Source organism: Tabrizicola sp. (genome assembly GCF_030373185.1).
Classification (GTDB): domain Bacteria; phylum Pseudomonadota; class Alphaproteobacteria; order Rhodobacterales; family Rhodobacteraceae; genus Tabrizicola.
In genome coordinates this window covers 277468-298808 of sequence record NZ_JAUCZH010000001.1, presented here as the reverse complement: position 1 = coordinate 298808, position 21341 = coordinate 277468, and the positions used below count along the sequence as shown (strand labels likewise).

At 65.3% G+C, this 21341-nt stretch carries 18 protein-coding genes; 4 read left to right on the top strand and 14 right to left on the bottom strand.

Annotation, left to right across the window (positions count from 1 at the left end; all coding sequences use genetic code 11):
- Nucleotides 1–7 precede the first annotated feature (7 nt).
- From QUV21_RS01420 to QUV21_RS01365, 12 genes are all read right to left on the bottom strand, one after another.
- Nucleotides 8–316 (bottom strand): urease subunit beta, encoded by a 309-nt coding sequence (locus QUV21_RS01420; protein WP_300852654.1) that lies wholly within the window; start codon nucleotides 314–316, stop codon nucleotides 8–10.
- Complete coding sequence (locus QUV21_RS01415; protein WP_300852653.1) at nucleotides 313–483, bottom strand: hypothetical protein; 171 nt, start codon at nucleotides 481–483, stop codon at nucleotides 313–315. Before QUV21_RS01415 ends, QUV21_RS01420 begins: the two co-directional genes overlap by 4 nt.
- A 10-nt stretch (nucleotides 484–493) precedes the next feature.
- Nucleotides 494–796 (bottom strand): urease subunit gamma, encoded by a 303-nt coding sequence (locus QUV21_RS01410; protein ID WP_300852651.1) that lies wholly within the window; start codon nucleotides 794–796, stop codon nucleotides 494–496.
- Nucleotides 797–803: 7 nt separating this feature from the next.
- On the bottom strand, nucleotides 804–1601 hold the full coding sequence (locus QUV21_RS01405; RefSeq protein ID WP_300852648.1) for an urease accessory protein UreD: 798 nt from the start codon (nucleotides 1599–1601) through the stop codon (nucleotides 804–806).
- 151 nt (nucleotides 1602–1752) lie between these two features.
- Nucleotides 1753–3120, bottom strand: coding sequence for a phosphomannomutase (locus tag QUV21_RS01400; RefSeq protein ID WP_300852646.1), 1368 nt, complete (start codon nucleotides 3118–3120; stop codon nucleotides 1753–1755).
- A gap of 12 nt (nucleotides 3121–3132) precedes the next feature.
- Nucleotides 3133–4005, bottom strand: a complete 873-nt coding sequence (locus QUV21_RS01395; protein WP_300852644.1) for a DmsC/YnfH family molybdoenzyme membrane anchor subunit — start codon at nucleotides 4003–4005, stop codon at nucleotides 3133–3135.
- Between the two features lies 1 nt (nucleotide 4006).
- Nucleotides 4007–4735, bottom strand: a complete 729-nt coding sequence (locus tag QUV21_RS01390; RefSeq protein WP_300852643.1) for a 4Fe-4S dicluster domain-containing protein — start codon at nucleotides 4733–4735, stop codon at nucleotides 4007–4009.
- The gene (locus tag QUV21_RS01385; RefSeq protein ID WP_300852642.1) at nucleotides 4732–7602 is read right to left on the bottom strand and encodes a molybdopterin-dependent oxidoreductase; all 2871 of its coding nucleotides are present in this window, start codon (nucleotides 7600–7602) and stop codon (nucleotides 4732–4734) included. The genes QUV21_RS01390 and QUV21_RS01385 overlap by 4 nt, the downstream gene beginning before the upstream one ends.
- Nucleotides 7599–8678: an acetate kinase gene (locus QUV21_RS01380; protein ID WP_300852640.1), complete on the bottom strand. Its 1080-nt coding sequence runs from the start codon at nucleotides 8676–8678 to the stop codon at nucleotides 7599–7601. Before QUV21_RS01380 ends, QUV21_RS01385 begins: the two co-directional genes overlap by 4 nt.
- Complete coding sequence (locus QUV21_RS01375; protein ID WP_300852638.1) at nucleotides 8678–9418, bottom strand: sulfite exporter TauE/SafE family protein; 741 nt, start codon at nucleotides 9416–9418, stop codon at nucleotides 8678–8680. Before QUV21_RS01375 ends, QUV21_RS01380 begins: the two co-directional genes overlap by 1 nt.
- 42 nt (nucleotides 9419–9460) lie before the next feature.
- Nucleotides 9461–11248, bottom strand: coding sequence for a sulfoacetaldehyde acetyltransferase (gene xsc, locus QUV21_RS01370; RefSeq protein ID WP_300852636.1), 1788 nt, complete (start codon nucleotides 11246–11248; stop codon nucleotides 9461–9463).
- Between the two features lie 193 nt (nucleotides 11249–11441).
- Entirely contained in the window at nucleotides 11442–12890 is a 1449-nt protein-coding gene (locus tag QUV21_RS01365) for a PLP-dependent aminotransferase family protein (RefSeq protein ID WP_300852634.1), read from the bottom strand.
- Nucleotides 12891–13226: 336 nt separating this feature from the next.
- Between QUV21_RS01365 and QUV21_RS01360 the strand changes: the two genes are divergently transcribed.
- On the top strand, nucleotides 13227–14252 hold the full coding sequence (locus tag QUV21_RS01360; RefSeq protein WP_300852633.1) for a fatty acid desaturase: 1026 nt from the start codon (nucleotides 13227–13229) through the stop codon (nucleotides 14250–14252).
- A gap of 652 nt (nucleotides 14253–14904) precedes the next feature.
- Here the strand turns inward: QUV21_RS01360 and tpa are convergent.
- Nucleotides 14905–16284 carry a hypotaurine--pyruvate aminotransferase Tpa gene (gene tpa, locus QUV21_RS01355; RefSeq protein ID WP_300853455.1) on the bottom strand — a complete coding sequence of 460 codons (1380 nt, stop codon included), beginning with the start codon at nucleotides 16282–16284 and terminating at the stop codon, nucleotides 14905–14907.
- Between the two features lie 200 nt (nucleotides 16285–16484).
- Here tpa and QUV21_RS01350 point away from each other — a divergent pair, with 200 nt between their 5' ends.
- Genes QUV21_RS01350 through QUV21_RS01340 form a run of 3 tightly spaced genes read left to right on the top strand, consistent with a single transcriptional unit; the run spans nucleotide 16485 to nucleotide 20609 of the window.
- Entirely contained in the window at nucleotides 16485–17153 is a 669-nt protein-coding gene (locus tag QUV21_RS01350) for an ABC transporter ATP-binding protein (RefSeq protein ID WP_300852632.1), read from the top strand.
- A complete protein-coding gene (locus QUV21_RS01345; RefSeq protein WP_300853454.1) occupies nucleotides 17153–19546 on the top strand; it encodes an ABC transporter permease in 2394 nt (797 codons plus the stop codon). The genes QUV21_RS01350 and QUV21_RS01345 overlap by 1 nt, the downstream gene beginning before the upstream one ends.
- Complete coding sequence (locus QUV21_RS01340; RefSeq protein WP_300852631.1) at nucleotides 19536–20609, top strand: lipocalin-like domain-containing protein; 1074 nt, start codon at nucleotides 19536–19538, stop codon at nucleotides 20607–20609. The genes QUV21_RS01345 and QUV21_RS01340 overlap by 11 nt, the downstream gene beginning before the upstream one ends.
- Before the next feature lie 152 nt (nucleotides 20610–20761).
- Here QUV21_RS01340 and QUV21_RS01335 read toward each other — a convergent pair whose 3' ends face one another.
- Nucleotides 20762–21154, bottom strand: coding sequence for a RidA family protein (locus QUV21_RS01335; protein WP_300852629.1), 393 nt, complete (start codon nucleotides 21152–21154; stop codon nucleotides 20762–20764).
- Nucleotides 21155–21341: the final 187 nt, after the last annotated feature.

The window sequence follows — 21341 nt, the reverse complement described above, 5'->3', positions numbered from 1 at the left end:
TCGGGGCTTAAAGCGGCCCCATGACCTTTTGATTGAAGCCGTAAACCCGGCGCACACCGGCCAGCGGCACCAGCCTGACTTCGCGCGTCTGGCCCGGCTCGAAGCGCACGGCGGTGCCTGCGGCGATATCAAGCCGCTGGCCTCGCGCGGCGTCGCGGTCGAAGGACAGGCCGGGGTTCGTTTCGGCAAAGTGGTAGTGGCTGCCCACCTGAACCGGCCGGTCACCGGTATTGGCGACCATCAGCACCGTCACCTCGGCGCCTTCGTTCAGGGTGATGTCACCGCTGGCAGCGGGGAACAGCTCACCGGGGATCATTTGCGCCGCCGCATCACGGCATAGACGGCGCCACCGCCAAGGACAGACCCCAGAAGGGCCACCCCCAGCCAGCCGAATTCCACCCCATGCGGGTGGTGGTGCATCCCCTCATGCGCAAGGGCTGGGGTTGCCAGCAAGGGCAGGAAGGGCATCGCAAGTCGCAGCATCTTTGGCCTCCTATCGGATGGGGTGATGGACGGTGACAAGTTTGGTGCCGTCGGGAAACGTCGCTTCGACCTGAACGGAATGGATCATTTCGGGGATGCCCGACATGCATTGATCAGCGGCAATGACATGGGCGCCCGCCTCCATCAGATCCGCGACCGAGCGGCCATCTCGCGCACCTTCGACGACGAAATCGGTAATCAGCGCAATGGCTTCGGGGTGGTTCAGCTTTACGCCGCGCGACAGGCGGCCCCGGGCGACCATGGCGGCAAGGCTGACCAGCAGTTTGTCTTTTTCGCGGGGGGTCAGGTTCATGTGGGCCTCAAATCTGCCAGACGCGCGGCAGGGGGCGGCCCTGTCGCAGGATGTGAAGGACGCGGATGATCTGGCGGCGCAGGGGCCAGCCGTCGGCGGCAAGCAGGCGCAAGACCGTGCGCCCGCCAAAGGCGCTGGCGGCACCGGTCACGCCGGGTTCGTCCAAGGCCACGCGCAAGGGGCCAAGCGGGGCCTCGCCCGTCATCACGATGCTGGCGAAAGCCCGCGATGGCCCAAGCCCGGCGGCGCCGGCTGCAAGGGCCGCATCATCCAGCGCCAGCGGGTCAATCCAAAGGGGAACGCCCCCCAGCCGGATCTCGCGGCGGTCCCGAAAGCGGATCTGCCGCACCACCTCGCCCATCGCGGCGCGGCCCAGAACCACCGCCTCCAGCGCAAGGCAACCGGCACCGGGGGCAAGGTCGATCACCGTGCGGCGGTCAAGGGCCGCGCGGTCAAACAGGATGGTTTCCTGTGGCAGCCAGTCCAGCCAGCCGCCCGGACCGACGCCAAGCTGCACCTCCATCCGCGCAGCCATCCCTTCGGCGCGATAGGCGCGTTCGGCGGTCTGGGTCGTGGCCACCGCGCGCCCGCCTTGCAGATCAAGCTGAAAGCGCAGCCGGTCACCGCCCGTAAGCCCGCCCGAGGTATTGAGAAACACCACCTCTGGCACATCGCCACCACCCGGCAGGATCGCCTTGGCCGATCCTGCCTGCCGCAAGCGTTGCAGCCGGGCCGCGCGGTCAAGCGTGACCAGCGCCTCGCCCTTGGCGCGCTGCATGGTCTGGATCGGTGCAAGTGCTGTCATGCTGTCCCCCGGCAGACTGTCGCCAGTGAAGGAGGCCAATGACAATTGCCGCCCAGGGCTGGCCCGGAGCTTGGAACCGAACGCCGGGGCTTCCGCCTGTTTGGCAAGCACACCGCCCAATAAAGCGGCAAGCCGCAGACACTTCCCTTGGTCAGGCGTCAATCAGCGCCCTGACCCGCGCCACGCCGTCAGCCACCAGCCCCGGATCGCCGCGCGCCTCGACGTTCAGCCGCAGCAGAGGTTCGGTGTTTGACGCGCGCAGGTTCAGCCGCCAGCCGTCAAAGGCAAGGCTAAGCCCATCGGTCCGGTCTTCCGACCTTGCGCCCGGGGCCAGTTCGACGCGCACCCGCGCCATCATCGCGGCTGGGTCGGCCACGGCAAAGTTGATCTCGCCCGAGGATGGGAAGTCTCGCCGGAGGCTTCCAACCAGATCGACCAGACTGCTCCCGCTGCGGCCCAGAAGGCCCGCCACCATCAGCCACGGCAACATGCCGCTGTCGCAAGCCATGAAATCGCGGAAATAGTGATGCGCGCTCATCTCGCCGCCATAGACGGCTCCAGTCCGGCGCATCGCGGATTTCTGGAACACATGCCCGGTGGGTGCCAGAACCGACCGGCCACCGTGGCGCTTGATCGTATCTTCAACCGCCCACAGAACGCGGGGGTCATGCACGATTGCGGCACCGGGGCTTTGGTCCAGATGGGCCGCCGCCAACAGAGCCACGACATGTTCACCGCCAACAAAGCCGCCCTGCCCGTCAAAAAGGAAGCAGCGGTCGAAATCGCCGTCAAAGGCCACGCCCATGCCTGCCCCCGCCTGCACCACCGCCGCCGCAGTCACGGGGCGGTTTTCGGGCAAAAGCGGGTTCGGGATGCCATTGGGAAACCGGCCATCCGGGGCATGGTGAAGCCGGATCAGATCCAGCCGTGCGCCCTTTGCCGCCAGTCCTTCGGCCAGCGCATCCAGCGTTGGCCCCGCCGCGCCGTTGCCGGAATTGACCAGCACCCGCAACGGCCCGATCCCCGCCGCGCCGACCATTCCGACAAGCCGCGCCACATAATCCGCCCGGACAGCGCTGGCATCCTGCCGCCCGCCCCCCGGCACAATGTCGGGCAAGGCGTAGGGCGATCTGCCCTCGCTGAGCGCGCGGACGCTTGCAAAAGTCTTGGACGACAGCGGCACCGCCCCCGGACCGACCAACTTCATCCCGTTGTAATCGGCCGGGTTGTGCGAGGCCGTCACCATGATCCCGCCATCCGACCCCAGATGGTCGGTGGCGAAATACATTTCTTCGGTCCCGGCAAGGCCAAGGTCCAACACCTGCACCCCGGCAGAGATCAGCCCTGACGCCACCGCATCGGCCAAGGAAGGTGAACTTTCGCGGCTGTCGCGGGCCAGCACCACTGCCCCCGCCCCCAGGACCGTGGCAAAAGCACGGGCAATGCGGCGGGCGGTCGCCTCATCGAGGTCAAGCCCCAGTCGGCCACGGATGTCATAAGTCTTGAACGGGCTTGCCATCGCGCGAAGGGATCACCCCCGGGCGCCGTAGTAAAGCCCCACCACATGTTCGGCCTCGGCAAAGAACAGCCAGCGCGCAGCCAGCGCCCCGGCCAGATGCAGCAAAGCCGCCAGCGCAATGCCCACCCACCCAAGTGGCAACAGAAGGACCAGCGCTGGCAGCAGCGACGCCAGCACCAGGGCGATCAACCGCAGCTTGCGCGCATGCCTGCGCCCGACGACAAAGATCATCTCGCGCAGAAGGTAGTTTCCGGCGGTATGGGCCGGCTCGAACACCGTGGGCAGGCCGATCTGGTCAAGCCCCGTGGCCGCACCAAGCGTTTGCCCGGCCCGGGCAAAGGCACCGTCCCCTACCCGCCACGTGGCCAGAAGCACCGCACCCACCGCCAAAAGCGCCAGCGAAGCCCATGGCGCCCCTGCCAGCACGGCCCCACCGGCAATGGCAAAGCTGACAAACATCACCGGCGTCAGCCAAAGATGCCAGCGCGGCACCGCCTTGATCTGGGTGTAGATCATCGCCGTGGTCAGCACCGTGAACAACGCAAGCCCGGCACCGATCTGCCCTGGCAGGCGCGAAAGCCCCAGACCCAGCCAATCGGACAGGGCGACGGGGGCCAAGAGAACGAGCGTGGCGACGGAAGCCCAGGCCTCACGGCTCAGCCAGCTTGTGCGCCACTGGCTGAAGGCCTTCACAGCGTTCTTGGGGTTGCCAAGGTGGAAGGTCGCGGCCAGCAAGCCGGCGACAGCCAGCCCATAGCCCAGCCCCCACAGGAAGAACGCGGCCCAGCCCGAAGGCAACAGAATTCCCGCCCCCAGAAAGGCCAGAAACCCGAAGCCAAGCCCGGAGAGCGTGGAAAACAGGATGACGGAAGGTGCCGGATGCATGTCAGATCTTCCCCAGCACCCGGTCCAGCCAACCCGCAATCCCGGTGGCCTTCACATCAAGCAAGGGCGCCAGCAGGCTGGCCTGTCCCGGCCCCTTCTTTCTTGGCGGCAGATATTTGTTCGTGGGCTTCGTCCCCATCCCCGGCATGAGGTCATAACCGCCCCGGTCAGCCACCAGTCGCGACACCGCGCTGTCAGGGTCGGCAAAATCACCGAAATGGCGGGCATTGGTCGGGCAGGTGCGCACGCAGGCAGGCTCACGGTCTTCTTCGGGCAGGTTATCGTTGTAGATCCGGTCCACGCAAAGGGTGCATTTCTTCATCACCCCCTGATCGGCGTCCAGTTCCCGCGCCCCATAAGGGCAGGCCCATGCGCAAAGCCCGCAGCCGATGCAGGCGTCTTCATTGACCAGAACAATCCCGTCTTCGGCCCGCTTGTAGCTGGCCCCCGTGGGGCAGACGGTGACACAAGGCGCATCCTCGCAATGCAGGCAGGACCGGGGGAAGTTGACGATCTGCGGCGGGGCATCGGCCACCTCGACCTGATAGGAATGGACACGGTTCAGGAAGGTGCCGGAAGGGTTGGCCCCATAGGCATCCTGATCAGACAGCCCGTGGCCCTGATCGTTCCAGCCCTTGCAGGCAGTGACGCAGGCCTGACAACCGACACAGGTATCAAGGTCAACCACCAGACCCAGCCGCTTTTCGGTGGCACCCGGCAAGGCCGTCATCGCGCGCTCTCCCCAAGACCCAAGAGTTTTCGAAAACTCTTGGCAAAATTCCTCGAAGAATTCTGGACACGCCCCCCGCCAGCACGCGGCAGGTCGGGCAAGGGTGCAAACTCTGGCTCGGCGCCGCGCCCGGCGGGGTGATCCCCTGCTGCAACCCGTTCGACCCGCACGCGTTGGTCAAACCAAGCAGCCTGCCCCGTCACCGGGTCCGAGTTGGACAGCCGATGACCGCCATTCTCTGCCTTGTCAGGCAGCAGTTCCGAAATGAGATGGTTCAGCAGGAACCCCGTCGTCGCCTCCGGGGCCGCGGGCGACAGCGCCCACGCGCCTTTGCGCTTGCCGATGGCGTTCCACGTCCAGACCGTGTTTTCGTTCAAGGCCGCCATATGCGCCACCGGCACCGTGATTGACCCCGCGCGCGAGGACACCCGCGCCCAGTCGCCCGGCTTGAACCCCTGCGCCTTCCAGAGTTTCGTTGGCAGGTAAAGCGCGTTCTGCCCCTTGATCTGGCGCAGCCACGCGTTCTGGCTGCCCCATGAATGATACATGTCCATCGGTCGCTGCGTCAGGGCGTGGACGGTATAGCCAAAGGCCGCGTCCTCATCGCCGTAAGGTGCATACCAGATCGGCAGGGGATGCATCGACTGCTTCAGCCGCTCGCGCAGATGGTCGGGCGGCTGGCGTGGGCCAAAGCCTTCGGCGGCAAGCTGGAAGCGGCGCATCGGTTCGGACCAGATGCTGAACAGATAGGGCTGCGGCGTCTCGAACAGCCCAAGTTTGACTGCCCAATCCTGATAGGCCATGTTCCACGGCTTGTAAAAGGCCGCGTCTTCCGGGACATGGGCCTGATGGAAGGCGCCATTGGCGATGTAGCGCTCCATCTGGACGGGGTTCGGCGCCCCCCGCCCGGTGGCCGTGCCATCGCCGCGATATCCCATCAACGGCCCTACCCCCGGCCGGCGCTGGTGGTTCACGATGTAATCGGCGTAATCGGCATATTTCGCCGAGCCATCCTCATTCACCATCCCCGGAAGGCCCAGCCTTGCGCCAAGTTCCAGAAGCACCGACTGGAAGCACCGCACTTCGCGGTCGGGCGTGACCACCGGCCAGCGGATCGCATCGCCTGCCGCGTCGGGTTCTGAAATCGGCCGATCCAGCAGGGAAATGCAGTCATGCCGTTCAAGATAGGTCGTGTCGGGCAGGATCAGGTCAGCATAAGCCACCATTTCAGACGCGTAGGCATCGGAATAGATGATCCGGGGGATCAGATATTCGCCGTCCGCGCCCTGTTCGGTCAGCATCTCCATGACCCGGGCAGAGTTCATCGAGGAATTCCACGACATGTTCGCCATGTAAAGAAACAGCGTGTCGATGCGGTAAGGGTCGCCGGTATGGGCGTTCGGGATCACCATATGCATGAGCCCGTGGGCCGAGAACGGGTTTTCCCAGCTGAAGGCCTTGTCGATCCGGGCCGGGCTGCCATCGGCCAATAGCGCCAGATCATCGGGGCTGCGGACATAGCCGAGGTGCGGCCCGGTCAGGGGCTTGCCCGGCGTGGTCACGAAATGCGGCGTCGGATGCGCCTCGATCGGTTTGGGGTATGGCGGCTTCAGCCGATAGCCGCCGGGCGTTTCGACCGCGCCAAGGATGATCTGCAACAGATGCAGCGCCCGCGCGGTCTGAAACCCGTTGGAATGGGCCGAAATCCCCCGCATGGCGTGAAAGCTGACCGGACGGCCCGGCATGTTGGCGTGCGCGTTCCCCCGGAAATCCACCCAAGGCCGGTCAAGCGAGATTGCCTGATTGAACGCCACCTCGGCCAGTTCCGCCGCCAGCGCCCGGATACGCCCCGCCGTGACGCCACAGCGTTCGGCAACCGCTTCGGGCGCGTAATCCGGCTTCAGATATTCCTCGACCATGTGGCGGAACACGGTCCGGTTGCCCTGCCATTCGGCCCCAAGGTCCGGTTCTACCCCCTTGCCATCCCATGGCGCGGGGTGGCCAGTGGTGCGGTCGATCACGAAGGGCTGGCTTTCGGCGTTCTTGACGAACAGTCCCTTTTCCGCCCCCTCGGCCCCGTTGACCAGCAATGGCGCATTCGTCCATTGCGCAAGGTAATCAAGGTCGATCTTCCCCGCCTCCAGCAGGCAATGGATCAGCGACAGGATCAGCAGCCCGTCCGTGCCGGGCGTGATCCCGATCCAGTCATCGGCCACCGCCGAATAGCCGGTACGGATCGGGTTGACACTGATCACCCGCGCGCCCTGTGCCTTCAGCTTGCCGATGCCGATCTTTATCGGGTTGCTGTCATGATCTTCAGCCACCCCGAACATCACAAAGAGCTTTGTGCGGTCCCAATCCGGTTGGCCGAATTCCCAAAACGCGCCGCCGATGGTGTAGATGCCCCCCGCCGCCATGTTGACGCTGCAAAACCCGCCATGCGCGGCATAGTTCGGCGTGCCGAAATTCTGCGCCCACCAGCCGGTCAGGCTTTGGCTCTGGTCGCGGCCGGTGAAGAACGCCAGCTTTTCCGGGGCCGTTTCGCGCAGGGGCTTCATCCATGACACCGCCGTCGACAGCGCCTCTTCCCAGGTGATCACCTCAAAGGCGCCAGACCCCCTTGGCCCCACCCGCCGCAACGGCGCGCGCAGCCGGCTAGGAGCCGTGACCTGCATGATCCCCGAGGCACCCTTGGCACAAAGCACGCCCTTGTTGATCGGGTGGTCGCGGTTGCCCTCGATATAGCTGACCTTGCCGGATTTCAGATGCACATTGATCCCGCAGCGACAGGCGCACATGTAGCAGGTCGTCTGGCGCACCTCGTCCGAGACGCGGGGCGATGTGTCGATCCGCGGTTGATCGTTCATCCAGCGCCCTCCCCGGCCATCACCGCCTGTGCCTCCAGCGCAATCTGGCGTTCCTCATCGGCAGGAACTGTCCATATCGCGACACGCGATGTCGCATCATCCAACCGGTCCGCATGCAGCCGGTTTGCCACCGGATCAGCCACAACCCCCAGATAAGCCAATCCTTTCAGGATTTCGGCGCGTATCCAAGCGTCATTTTCACCGATCCCGCCGGTAAAGACCACCGCATCAAGCCCGCCCATCGCGGCAACCATGCTGCCTGCGTGCCGCACCGCCCAATAGGCGAAATGCGCCAGCGCGAACCTTGCCTCGGGGCGGTCCGAACCGTGCAAAGCCCGCAGATCGCTTGCTCCGCCAAGGCCCAGAAGCCCACTTTCGCGGTTCAGGATACGCCCCGCGGCCTCAACCCCATGCAATTCGGCCAGCCGCAGGACAGCATTTCCGTCGATTGACCCGGCCCGCGTCCCCATGGTCAACCCGTCCAGGGGCGAATATCCCATCGTCGTCGCAAGCGAACAACCGTTCACAATCGCGCAAAGGGATGCCCCATTGCCCAGATGGCAGGCCAGCAGCCTTTCCGGCCGGTCGCCCCGCTGCGCCAGGACGCGCACCAAGGCGGCATAGCTTGTCCCGTGAAAGCCATAGCGCCGCAGGCCCCGTGCGCGTTCACCCTGCGGCAGAGCGTAAGTCACCGCCACCTCAGGGTTCGTGGCATGAAAGGCGGTGTCAAAAGTCGCGAACTGCGGCAGATCGGGCAAAAGCCGGGCAACCGCTTGAATTCCCGCCAGATTGGCCGGGTTGTGCAAGGGGGCAAGCGGTACGCAGGCCTTGATCAGGTGCAGAACATCAGGCGTCACGCGGCAAGTCCGGGTCAAGGCGGTGCCTCCATGCACCACCCGGTGCGCGGCTGCCTGAAGCCGGCTCAGGGGAACCCCCACCTCGCCCAGCGCCCGGTCCAATGCGGCGACATGGCCTGCGGTGCCTATCTCGGTCACGCTGGCGCGGCCAAGCTCACGCGATTGATCAAAAACCGCAAGCTTCAGCGAAGATGAACCCGCGTTCACGATCAGCCACATCAGATCAGCGCCTTGCCCAAGCCCAGAATGGCCAGCCCAGCCAGCAGGATGATGGCAAAGCGGCGGAATTCCTGTGGGTCGGTGCCAAAGAAATGCCGCCCGCCCAGCCAGTTGCCCAAAAGCGTGATCGGCATCACCAGCGCCGAGGCCCAGACCGTATCCCAGCTGACCAGCCCGGCGAACCAGTAAAGCGGCGCGGAATAAAGGTCGAGCAGCGGGAAATAGGCGATCAGCGTCGCCCGGAACACCGGCGACCGCATCGGCTGGGCGGCAAAGAAGGCCGCCACCGGCAGCCCCCCCATCCCCGGCGCATTGGCCAGACCCGAGACGATGCCAGCCACCCCGTTGATCGGCCCCGCCACCTCGGACCGCAGCCGCCAACCCACCATCAGAACCGCGCACATCAACAGCACATAGCCCGAAATCACCGCCCGCGCGGTGTTGTCGGATACGCCCGTCAGGATCCAAAGACCCAACGGCAGCCCGATAGCCGCCCCGCCCAAAAGCCAGCCAACCCGGCGCCAGTCCACATCCGGCCCGGCAAGTTTGGCCGCCTGCACCGACATCATCATTTCCAGAATGACAACAACGGCCACGAAATTCAGTGGATTGGTGACAAGACTGGCCGAGGCAATCAGCAGCGCAGAAAAGCCAAAGCCGGAATAGCCGCGCACGAAGCCGGCGATCAGGCTGGCCACAGCCAGCCAGATCAGAGCCCCCGGCCCAAGATCATAGGGCATTCCTGCCCCCCAGAGCGATGCGCCAAACAGCCTCGTCCGCTGTCACCCTGCCACCTGAGGCCGCATGTCAGAACGCGAGATCCCCGCAACTTCGACCGGTTTCTTCATCGCATCGCGGCGGAAGGGTTCCCCCAGTTCCTGATTGATCAGAGCCTCGATCAACGTGGTCTTGCCCCGACCCTGGCCCACCATCTGGTCGGCAATCGCCGTGCGCAGCGCCTGAGTCAGTTCCTCCATCGTCCGCGCCTGCACACCCTGCAACCCGCAGGCCCGCGCGATCCCCGCGTAGCTGACGCCCTCATCCAGTTCGGTGCCGACGAAATTGTCGTCGTACCACAGAGTCGAGTTCCGCTTTTCCGCACCCCACTGGTAGTTGCGGAAGACAACCATCGTGATCGCGGGCCATTCAGGCCGACCAATCGCCGTAAGTTCGGTCACCGCAATGCCAAAGGCGCCGTCCCCGGCAAAGCCGACCACCGGCGTATCCGGGCAGGCAATCTTGGCCCCGATGATTGACGGCAGGCCATAGCCGCAGGGGCCGAACAGGCCCGGTGCCAGATACTTCCGTCCGGTCTCGAAAGTCGGATAGGCATTGCCGATCGCGCAGTTGTTACCGATGTCGCTGGAAATGATCGCCTCTTTCGGCAAGGCGCTTTGAATCGCGCGCCACGCCATCCGGGGACTCATCCAGTCCGGTTTGGCACCGCGCGCGCGCTGATTCCAGGTCGTGCCGGGATCATCTTCCTCATGGTCCATGCTGGAAAGCGCCTGCGCCCAGGCAGATTTCACCTGCGCGATCTTCGCCTTGCGTTCACCCCGCGCATGGTCACCGGCGGTAGAGGCCAATCGCGCCAAAACCGCCTCGGCGACCTTTTTCGCATCGCCGACAATTCCAACTGTCACCTTCTTGGTCAACCCGATCCGATCCGGGTTGATGTCAACTTGGATGATCTTGGCCTCACGCGGCCAGTAGTCCAGCGCGTATCCCGGAAGCGTTGAAAACGGGTTAAGCCGAGTACCCAGACAAAGTACCACATCCGCGCCCGAAATCAACTCCATTGCGGCCTTCGACCCATTGTAACCCAATGGTCCCGCGAACAAGGGATGGCTGCCGGGAAAGGCGTCATTGTGCTGGTAGCCCACGCAAACCGGTGCATCCAGCCGTTCAGCCAAGGCCATGCTGGCCGGGATCGCGCCGCCCAGAACCACCCCCGCGCCGTTCAGGATCACCGGGAACTTCGCGCTCGACAGCAGCTCTGCCGCTGCCACTATTGCCGCCTCACCCCCGGCGGGGCGCTCGAACTCCACCATGGCGGGCAGGTCGATGTCGACCACCTGGGTCCAGTAGTCGCGCGGCATGTTGATCTGCACCGGCGCGCTCATCCGTTTGGCGTTCAGGATGCAGCGGTTCAGCACTTCGGCCACGCGGGACGGATCGCGGACCTCTTCCTGATAGGCCACCATGTCCTGGAAAAGGGCCATCTGCTCCACTTCCTGAAACCCGCCCATCCCTATGGTCTTGTTTGCCGCCTGCGGCGTGACCAGCAACAAGGGCGTGTGGTTCCAGTAGGCCGTCTTCACCGCCGTCACGAAGTTGGTGATGCCGGGGCCGTTCTGCGCGATCATCATGCACATCTTGCCCGAGGCCCGGGTGAACCCGTCCGCCATCATCCCGCCCGAGCCTTCATGCGCGCAATCCCAGAAGGTGATCCCGGCCTTGGGGAAGATGTCCGAGATCGGCATGAAGGCCGAGCCGATGATCCCGAACGCATGTTCGATCCCGTGCATCTGAAGCACTTTTACAAAGGCTTCCTCGGTGGTCATCTTCATCGCGCGTCTCCTCAGTATCCCTTGGGCGCCATGGCCCCTTGCCGCGCAACCTACTGCCGTCGCCGACCCCTCCTTAGGGCCAGAACAAAGCCCGAGGTATAGCCAGTCGGCATCATTCCATTTCTGCAAATATCCTCGGGGGGTCCGGAGGAATTCCGGGGGGGGGGGGACGAAGCGCCTCCGGGTGGTGCAATCATCTCAACGCCTTGGCAATCCGCGCAATGCCTTCCGCAATCCGCTGCGGCGCGATGGAGGAATATGCCAGCCGGTAGAAGTTCCGCGGCCCGTCCCCGGCAAAGAACGCGCGCCCCGGCTCGATCAGCACGCCGTCGGCCCGCAAGGCAAGCGCCAGAACGTCGGTGTCCACCCCCTCGGGCGCGCGCATCCAGAAGCTTGATCCGCCAAAGCCGCCCTGCCCTGCGACCTCCAGCCCCTCGGCCGCAAGCGCTTCGGCCATCACCTGACGGCGCCGCCGGTAAGCCCCCTTCATCCGGTTGACCAGCGCATCGTAATGCCCAAGCCCAAGGAAATAGGCCATCGTCCGTTGGATATGGCCCGGCGGATGTTTCAGCATCATCGTGCGCAGGCCTCGCGCCTCGGCGATAAAGCCGGGCGGGCCGACAAGATAGCCCAGCCGCAATCCGGGAAACACCGATTTCGAGAACGACCCGGCATAGATCACCCGCCCCCCCCGATCGAGCGACTTCAGCGCCGGGGCGACGGGCCTGAGGAAGCTCATTTCGAATTCGTAATCATCCTCGACGATCACGAAGCCCTCACGCTCGGCTGCGTCCAGAAGGGCGGTGCGGCGTTCGACAGGCATGGTCGCATTGGTCGGGCATTGGTGCGACGGTGTCACGAAGACCACATCAAGCCCCGCAAGTCCGTCAACCGGCAGCCCCATCGGATCTACATCGATCGGCACCGCTTCGGCCCCGGTCGCGGCCACCACGCCGCGCCATGCCGGGTAGCCGGGATTTTCCACTCCTGCCCGCCGCCCCGGACCCAAAAGCAACATGGCCGCGATCCAGAGCGCGTTCTGCGCACCAAGGGTCAGCAAGACCTCTTCCTCGCGCGCGGCGATACCCCGGCGAGGCAGGATCGTGCGCAAAAGCTGTTCAACCAGCAGCGGATCATCGCGGTCATAATAGTCCGATGTCAGGGCCGCGAAGTCCCGCTTGCCCAGCGCCCGCAGCGCGCATTGCCGCCAGTTCTGGTGGTCAAACAGGGTCGGATCGGCCTGGCCATAGATGAACGGATAGGGGTAGCGGTCCCAATCCTCGGGACGGTCCACCCGGGGTGCGCGGGAGAACCTCCCGCTGGTAAGGGCGCGAAAATCCACCGCCTCGGCCCGGGGGGCGCTTGGCGGAAAGGCCGGGGCGATCGGTGCGGTATCCGAAACGAAATAACCCGAACGGCCAGCCGATGTCAGATAGTCCTGCGACACAAGGTCTGCATATGCCAGCGTCACCGTGATGCGGCTGACCCCCAGATGTTCGGCCAGCCCGCGTGACGAAGGCATCCTTTGGCCTGGGCGAAATCGGCCCGCCAGAATGCCTTGCGTGACCATGGCGCGGATCTGCTGTTGCAGACTGCCGACCGCACCCGGGGTCAGGTAGAAGGCTTCGACGGGAATGGCCATGCTGCGCGCTCGGGGTCTGGCGATAAGTCCAGATGAAGGCGCGCGACAGGCCAGGAAGTCAAGCGTCCGACCAAGCGCTGGCACGGGCCGCAAGTAGGGGCCGCTGCGTAGGGGCCAGCCCCGCTGTCGGGCCGGAAAGCCGGCCTTGCCAGTGCCAATCTTGCAGCAGGTCGCACAACTTCGGGCCTGACCTGCCCCCCGCGACATCAAAACGGTTGAAACCTGCGCCGGTTCCCCCTAACTCAGAGTGGCCCGAATAGACCACCTGCCGCGTGGTGTCCTGCCAAGGCGCAATCAAACCCGCCGCAGTTTTTCCGGCAAAGATGACAGGCCTTGATGCCCGACAAGATCGCATCCCCCCGCAGCGCCCGTGACTGGCTTGGCATTCTTGCGCGCTACCGCGAACCGTCCAACCGCCGCAGCCTGCTGGAACTTGCCGCAACGCTGGTCCCGTTCATCGCACTTTGGGTGCTGGCATGGATGGCGCTGTCGGTCAGTGCATGGCTTGCCCTGGCGCTGGCGCTGCTGAACGGCGCGTTTCTGGTGCGGCTTTTCATCATCCAGCATGATTGCGGCCACGGAGCTTTTCTGACCAACCGCCGCGCGCAGGACTGGCTGGGTCGCAGCCTTGGCGTCCTGACGCTGACCCCCTATGCGGTCTGGCGGCGCACCCATTCCATCCACCACGCCCACCACGGCGACCTTGACCAGCGCGGCATCGGCGATGTCCTGACCCTGACGATCGAGGAATACCGCGCCCGCACCCCGTTTGGCCGCCTGCTTTACCGGCTTTACCGCCACCCGGTCGTGCTGTTCGTTCTTGGCCCCAGCTATCTGTTTTTGCTGCAAAACCGCCTGCCGCTGGGTCTGATGAACTCTGGCTGGCGCTACTGGACAAGTGCCATGGGAACCAACGCGATGATCGGCATCGCGGTAGGTCTGGTGATCTGGTTTGGCGGTCTTCTGCCCGTCCTGCTGATCTTCCTGCCAACCTCGGTGATCGCCGCGACGATCGGGGTCTGGCTGTTCTACGTCCAGCACCAGTTTGAAGAAACGCATTGGTCCAAGGGCGACGACTGGCAGTTGCATGACGCGGCACTCGAAGGGTCGTCGCATTACATCCTGCCGCAGCCCCTGCGCTGGTTTTCCGGCAATATCGGCATCCACCATGTGCATCACCTTTATTCCCGGATCCCGTTCTATCGCCTGCCCGAGGTGATCCGCGACCACGCGACCCTTGCCGAGGCGCAGCGTCTGACGATCCGCGAAAGCCTGCGGTCAGTGAACCTGCACCTGTGGGACTCGGTGGAAGGCAAGCTCCTGTCCTTCAAGGAAGCCCGCAAACGCTATGGGGTGGCGTAAGTAGGGGCCTGCCCCGACACGCCTTCCCAATTGACAGACAGTCAGGCCGGAGAAAATGCGGGGGGCCGCAACGCCCCGCATCTGGACTCATAAGCTTTTGAGAACGCTGGGTTTACGGGTCGACTTTGCGGTGGCTTTGGCGTCTGCTTTCCGTCTTCCCCGCGTCTTTCTTCCGTCTCTACGCGCGTAGAGTTCCCGGGGCGTTAACCATGGGGTGCGAATCGAGGGATCGGTGGTTGGCATCCACCCTACGCACCGCCGAGCGCGCAACGGAGGGCAACGCCCGATCGCCGGGTGGGCGAGCAACGGCTGTTCTGGACGATTTATGGTGCAACCCATCCCACGGTGGTTCTGGGCGAGACGGTGCAGAAGCGCCCGCCCGAGGGGGGGAGGCGTAACAGAAAACAGTCCAGTGGACTGTTTTCCCGCCGAACGCCCAAGCACGCTTGCGAGGGCCGGGAGCACGGGCGCTGCCCGGCGGCGCAAGCGCCTTGATTCCGGGCGAGGAGCGGCATTGGTGGGTTGGCACCCACCCTCCGGGCTGAAACGGCTGCCGCCGCGTTGCCTTGATCAAGTCGTTGACCCGCTAGAGCAATGCCGCCAGGGCCAAAAAGGCGCCCCTTGCCGGGCGCCCCCTTGTCAAAGGACGCAACTACCCGAACACCCGCCCCAGCGCGGCATCAATGGCCCCGGTGATCTCATCAATATCGTCCTTGGTCGCAATCAGCGCCGGGGACAGACACAGCGTGTTGTTGAAGCCCGGCACGGAGCGGTTGGTGGCCCCGATGATCACGCCCTGCGCCATGCAGTCGGCGACGACGGCTTGAACCTTCTTTTCATCGGCAGGCTCTTTCGTGCCACGGTCGGCCACCAGTTCGGCGCCAAGGAACAACCCCTTGCCGCGCACCTCGCCGATGACCTTGTGCTTGTCCATCAGCGCGGAAAGGCTGTCGAGGCAGTAGTCGCCCATCGCCAGGGTGTTGGCCAACAGCCCCTCGGCCTCGATGATCCGCATGTTTTCCAGCGCGGCCGCCGGGCCTGCGGTGCAGCCGCCAAAGGTAGAGATGTCGCGGAAGTAGCTCATCGGGTCAGCGGCATCGTCCTTGAACATCTCGAAGACCTTTTCGGTCGTCACGGTGCAGGAGATCGCCGCGTAGCCCGAGGCGACGCCCTTGGCCATGGTCACGAAATCAGGCTGGACGCCGTAATGCTGGTAGCCGAACCAGGTGCCGGTGCGGCCGACCCCGCAGACGACCTCGTCGATGTGCAGCAGGATGTCATACTTGCGGCAGATTTCCTGCACGCGCTGCCAATAGCCCGTCGGCGGCACGATCACGCCGCCGCCTGCGGTCACCGGTTCCAGCACCAGACAACCGATGGTGTCGGGGCCTTCGCGCAGGATGACTTCCTCGATGGCATCGGCGGCGCGTTCGCCGTAGTTTTCCACGTCCCACTGCTTGCGGTATTCCAGACAGTGCGGGACACTGACGAACCCGTCCGGGAACGGCCCATACTGGGCGTTGCGCTGCTGCTGCCCGCCCGAGGCGAGGGCGGCGATCGTGGTGCCGTGGTAATCCCGGTCACGATACAGGATCTTCCATTTCTTGCCGCCATGGTGGCGATGCGAGATCTGGCGAACCATCTTGTAGACCTTCTCGTTCGCCTCGGACCCCGAGTTCGAATAGTAGACGCGGGTAAGACCCGGCATCTTCTCGATCAGGCGCTTGGCGAAGATCGAGCCGGGGATCGAGCCTGCCGCCCCGGCGAAGTAGTTCATCCGCACCAGCTGGTCACGCACGGCGTCGGCGATGGATTCGCGCCCGTAGCCGACGTTGACCGTCCAGACGCCACCCGAGACCGCGTCAAGGTGTTCCTTGCCCTTGGCATCCCAGACCCGCATCCCCTTGCCCTCGACAATCACGCGGGGATCGACGGTTTCATACTGCTTGTGCTGTGACAGGTGGTGCCAGACATGGGCGCGGTCGGCCTCGACCACGGCACCGATGTCGTTCAATCCGCTGAAGCCTTCCATGTGGCGTCCTTTCATTCGAAGATTACCCCCTATATTCGGGGATTGCCGCCATCCGCCTTAGGGCCAGAGGCGGCCACACGCTATAGCCAGACCGCAGCATTCTGCGACATTCTGCGAAACCTTTCGTCAGCAAGACGGGTTGAGGCTGGCGATGCAACGCTAGATACCATGAACCGGGAGGCCAGAACAGGAAGACCGCTGTGCTGCATGTCAACGATGTCCGCAAATCCTATCCGACAGCCGAAGGGCTGGTGTCGGTGCTGGCGGGCGTCAGCCTTGACCTTGATGCTGGGCAAAGCCTGGCCCTGACGGGCGAATCCGGCAGCGGCAAATCCACGCTTCTGCACCTGGTGGCGGGGCTTGATGCGGTGGACGGTGGCACGATCTCTGTTGCGGGGACCGCGCTGGAGGGGTTGGACGACAAGGGCCGCGCAGAGTTGCGGCGCGACCGGATCGGGTTGGTGTTTCAGCAGTTCAACCTGATCCCCTCGCTGGACGTGGGCGCGAACCTTGCCTTTCAGGCGCGGCTTGCCGGGCGGCATGACCGGGGCTGGTCAACCCATCTGGCAGAGGCGCTGGGGCTGGCGGGTTTGTTGAACCGCTATCCCGAACAGCTTTCCGGCGGCCAGCAACAGCGCGTGGCGATTGGCCGGGCGCTGGCCGCGCGCCCCGCGCTGATCCTTGCGGACGAGCCAACGGGAAATCTTGATGAGGCGTCGGGCGATGCGGTCATGGGCCTGATGCTGGGTCTGGTGGCCAAGGCGGGGGCAAGCCTGCTGATGGTCACCCATTCCGAACGGCTGGCCGCGCGGCTGGACCGGCGACTGCATCTGCGCGCCGGACGGCTGTCGGATCGGGTGCAACCGTGATCCGCGCCAGCCTTGCCGCGCTTTTGTCGCACTGGTGGCGCCATCCGTTGCAACTGGCGATGCTTCTGGCCGGGCTGGCGCTGGCGACGGGGCTTTGGTCCGGCGTGCAGGCGATCAACGCCGAGGCGCGCGCCGCCTATACCCGGGCGGAAACTGTCCTGGGGCAGGACCAGCTTGACCGGATCGTTGCCACCGATGGCCGCCTGACCGTGGCGCGCTTTGCCGAGCTTCGGCAGGCGGGCTGGCCGGTGTCGCCGCTGCTGGAGGGGCGGCGGGCGGGCTTGCGAATCCTTGGGGTGGAACCCCTGACCCTGCCGCGTGCAGCGGCGGTGCCGGGGATGCCAATGCTGGGTTCGGATGATCTGGGGGAATTTCTGGCCGGGCGGCTGGTGCTGGTGGCTCCTGAAACGCTGGACCGGCCCGGGGTGGCCGAGGCTTTGGCCGGGCTGAAGCCACAGGCCGCGCCTGATCTGCCGCCGATGACGGTGCTGGCCGACATCGCGGCAGCCGAAACGCTGCTGGGCGCGCGAGGCGAGGTGACGGCGCTGCTGATCGACCCCGGCCGCCCCCTGCCGGGGCCGCTGCCTTCGGGGCTGGAACGGCGCGTTGCCGTTGCCGATCAGGGTCTTGCCCGGCTGACCGACAGCTTCCATCTGAACCTGACCGCCTTTGGCTTTCTGGCCTTTGCCGTTGGCATCTTCATCGTGCATGCCGCCATCGGGCTGGCCTTTGAACAGCGCCGACCGATGTTTCGCACGCTGCGGGCGCTGGGGGTTCCGGCGCGAACCCTTGGCGGGCTGGTGCTGGCCGAGCTTCTGGGCTTTGCGCTGATCGCGGGGCTTTTCGGGGTGGGGTTGGGCTACGGGGTGGCCGCGGCGCTCTTGCCGGATGTCGCGGCGACGCTGGGCGGGCTTTACGGGGCCGCGGTGCCGGGGGTGCTGGAGCTGCGCGCAGGCTGGATCGTGGCGGGGCTGGGCATGGCGGTGGCTGGCACGCTGGCCGCCGCCGGACAGGGCCTGTGGCAGGTCTGGCGCTTGCCCCCCCTTGCCAGCGCCACGCCGCGGGCATGGGCGGTGGCGGCAGGTGCCACGCGGCGGCTGCAAGCGCTGTGCGGCTTGGGGCTTCTGACGCTGGCCGGGGGGGCGCTTGGCTTCGGTTCGGGGCTTTGGGCCGGGTTTGCGGTTCTGGCGGGGCTTTTGCTGGGGGCGGCGCTGGTGTTGCCGGGGCTTATGGCGCTGGTGCTGGCGGCGGCGGGGGCGCGGGCGCGGGCGCGGGGCGTTCTGTCCCAATGGTTCTGGGCCGATGCGCGCCAGCAACTTCCGGGGTTGTCACTGGCGCTGATGGCGCTTTTGCTGGCACTGGCCGCGAATGTCGGCGTCGGCACCATGGTCGGCAGTTTCCGCGCCACCTTCACCGGCTGGCTGGATCAGCGGCTGGCCTCTGAACTTTACCTGACCGCCGAAACCCCCGCCGAAGCCGCCCGGCTGCGTGAGTGGCTGGAACCTCGAGTGCTGGCGGTCTTGCCGATCGTGTCGACCGAAACCAACCTTCTGGGCCAGCCCGGCGATATCTACGGGATTGCCGATCATGCCACTTACCGCGACCACTGGCCGCTTCTGTCGGCCCTGCCAGAGGTCTGGGAGGCGGTGGCGCGTGGCGAGGCTGCATTGATCAACGAACAGCTTTCCCGCCGGGCGGGCCTTGGCCTTGGCGCGGTGCTGGATCTGCCGGGCGGGGCCTTGCCAGTGGCCGGGGTCTATTCCGATTACGGCAACCCATCGCCGCAAGCGATCATCGGGCTGGAGGCTTTCGGGACGCGGTTCCCGGAGGTTCAGGTGTTGCGCTTTGCGCTGCGTTTGCCTGCGACCGAGGTGGAGGCCCTGGCCACGATCTTGCGGGCGGAATTCGGGCTGAGAGAGACGGCAATCGTCGATCAGGCCGGGATCAAGGCCTTTTCGCTGCGGGTGTTTGAACGGACCTTTGCGGTGACCGGCGCGCTGAACACGCTGACGCTGGCAGTCGCGGCGTTGGCGATGCTGGCAAGCCTTGTCACTCTTTCGGCGTCAAGGCTGCCGCAATTGGCGCCGGTCTGGGCCATGGGGCTGACGCAGGCGGGGCTGGCGGGGCTGGACCTTGCGCGCACCGTGATGCTGGCGCTGTTGACGGCGGTGGCGGCGCTGCCCCTTGGTCTGGCGCTGGCTTGGGTGCTGCTGGCGGTGGTCAATGTCGAGGCCTTTGGCTGGCGTCTGCCGATGCAGGCCTTTCCCGGCGACTGGTTGTGGCTGTTTGCGGCAGCGGGGCTGGCCGGGGGGCTGGCCGCGCTGTGGCCTGCCGTCACCCTGATGCGACGGCGGCCCGCCGATCTTTTGCGGGTCTTTGCCAATGAACGCTAAAACGATCCTTGTAGGGGTATGGCTGGGGCTGGCGCTGGCAGGTGCGGCCGTGGCGCAAGGCTTTGCGGATCTGGGCGCCACGGTTGAGGGCTTTGCCCTGCCGGACCGCGACCGGGTGCTGGAGTTTCCCGAAGATCACGCCGCGCACCCCGATTTTCGCATCGAATGGTGGTATCTGACCGCCAATCTGACAGGGGATGATGGGGCGGAATACGGGGTGCAATGGACGCTCTTTCGCAGCGCCACCGCTCCGGGCGAGACTGAAGGCTGGCAAAGCCCGCAAGCCTGGATGGGTCATGCGGCTGTCACCACCGCAGATGCGCACCACGTCGCGGAACGGCTGGCGCGCGGCGGGGTGGGTCAGGCGGGCGTGACGCTGAATAGCGGTGCCGCGTTCCGCGCCTGGATCGACGACTGGGAAATGCTGTCAGATACCGCGCCGGGCGAAGATGCGCTGGACCGGCTGGCCCTGACGGCGCGGGGCGATGATTTCGGCTATGCGCTGGACCTGACCGCCGAGGGGCCGCTGGTCCTGCAAGGTGACGGCGGCTATTCGGTGAAATCGGCGGACGGTCAGGCGAGCCACTATTATTCCCAGCCGTTCTACGCGGTGTCCGGCACGCTTGATCTGCCCGGCGGGCCGGTGGCGGTGACGGGCCATGCGTGGCTTGACCGCGAGTGGTCGTCACAGCCCCTTGCCGAGGATCAGACCGGTTGGGACTGGTTTTCCCTGTCCTTCGAGGGTGGCGAAAAGCTGATGGGCTTCGACTTGCGCGATGGTGGGGAAGGCTTCACCTCCGGCACATGGATTGCGGCAGATGGCACACCTTCCCGGCTGGTCCCCGGGGCGTTGCAGGCAGACCCCCTGGAATACGCCACCGTTGCGGGCCGCGAGGTGCCGGTGGTCTGGCGGCTTCGGCTGGACGACCGCGCGTTTGATGTCACGCTGCGCGCGGTAAACCCCGGGGCATGGATGGCGACCCTGGTTCCATATTGGGAGGGGCCGGTGCGGGTGACGGGCAGCCATACCGGGCGGGGCTATCTGGAGATGACCGGGTATTAGCTTGCAAGGCCCGGTTTTCGTGGCCTGGGCTGATGAAAAAGAGCGCGTGCCGCGCATGCTTTTTGTCTCGCCTCTGGCGCGTTCCGCGGCTACCGGCTCGGGCGTGCGCTCCGCGCGGGGAGTATTTGGGAAAAGAGCAAATGGGGCGCAGCTCAGGGCAGTCTGGCGGCGGTCACCTCGACCTCCACCAGAAATTCTGGGCGGGTGAAGCCCGAGACGATGACAAGGGTCGAGGCCGGAAGGCGCGTCACGCCTGTCAGCCATGCATCGCGGGCGGCCATGTAGCCGGGCATATGGGCGCGGTCGGTCACGAAGGCGTTGATGCGGATCACATCTTGTGGCCCCATCCCGGCCTCGGCCAGAATTGCGGCGCAGTTGTCAAAGCATAGCCGGGCCTGCGCCATTACCCCTTGCGGCACAGAGCCATCCGCCGCCAGCGCCAGTTGGCCCGAGGTCATCACCAGCCGCGCCCCCGCCGGAACCTCGACCCCATGGGCATAGGCGGCGAAAGGCGGGGCAATGGTGGGCGGCGTCAGCATACGCATGGCGGGTTTCCTTTACCGGAGGGTGGCGACACTGGCGCTGGCTGCACAGTTGTGCCGACGATTTCCTTGCCTTGCGAGGGGTTTTGCGCAAGTTTTCAGCACAGGATGAGAGGACTTGCCCAGTGTCAGGGCATTTCGCTCTGAATTGCACGCTGTAACGGCATCCACCTTCATTGTCCGCTCGCCT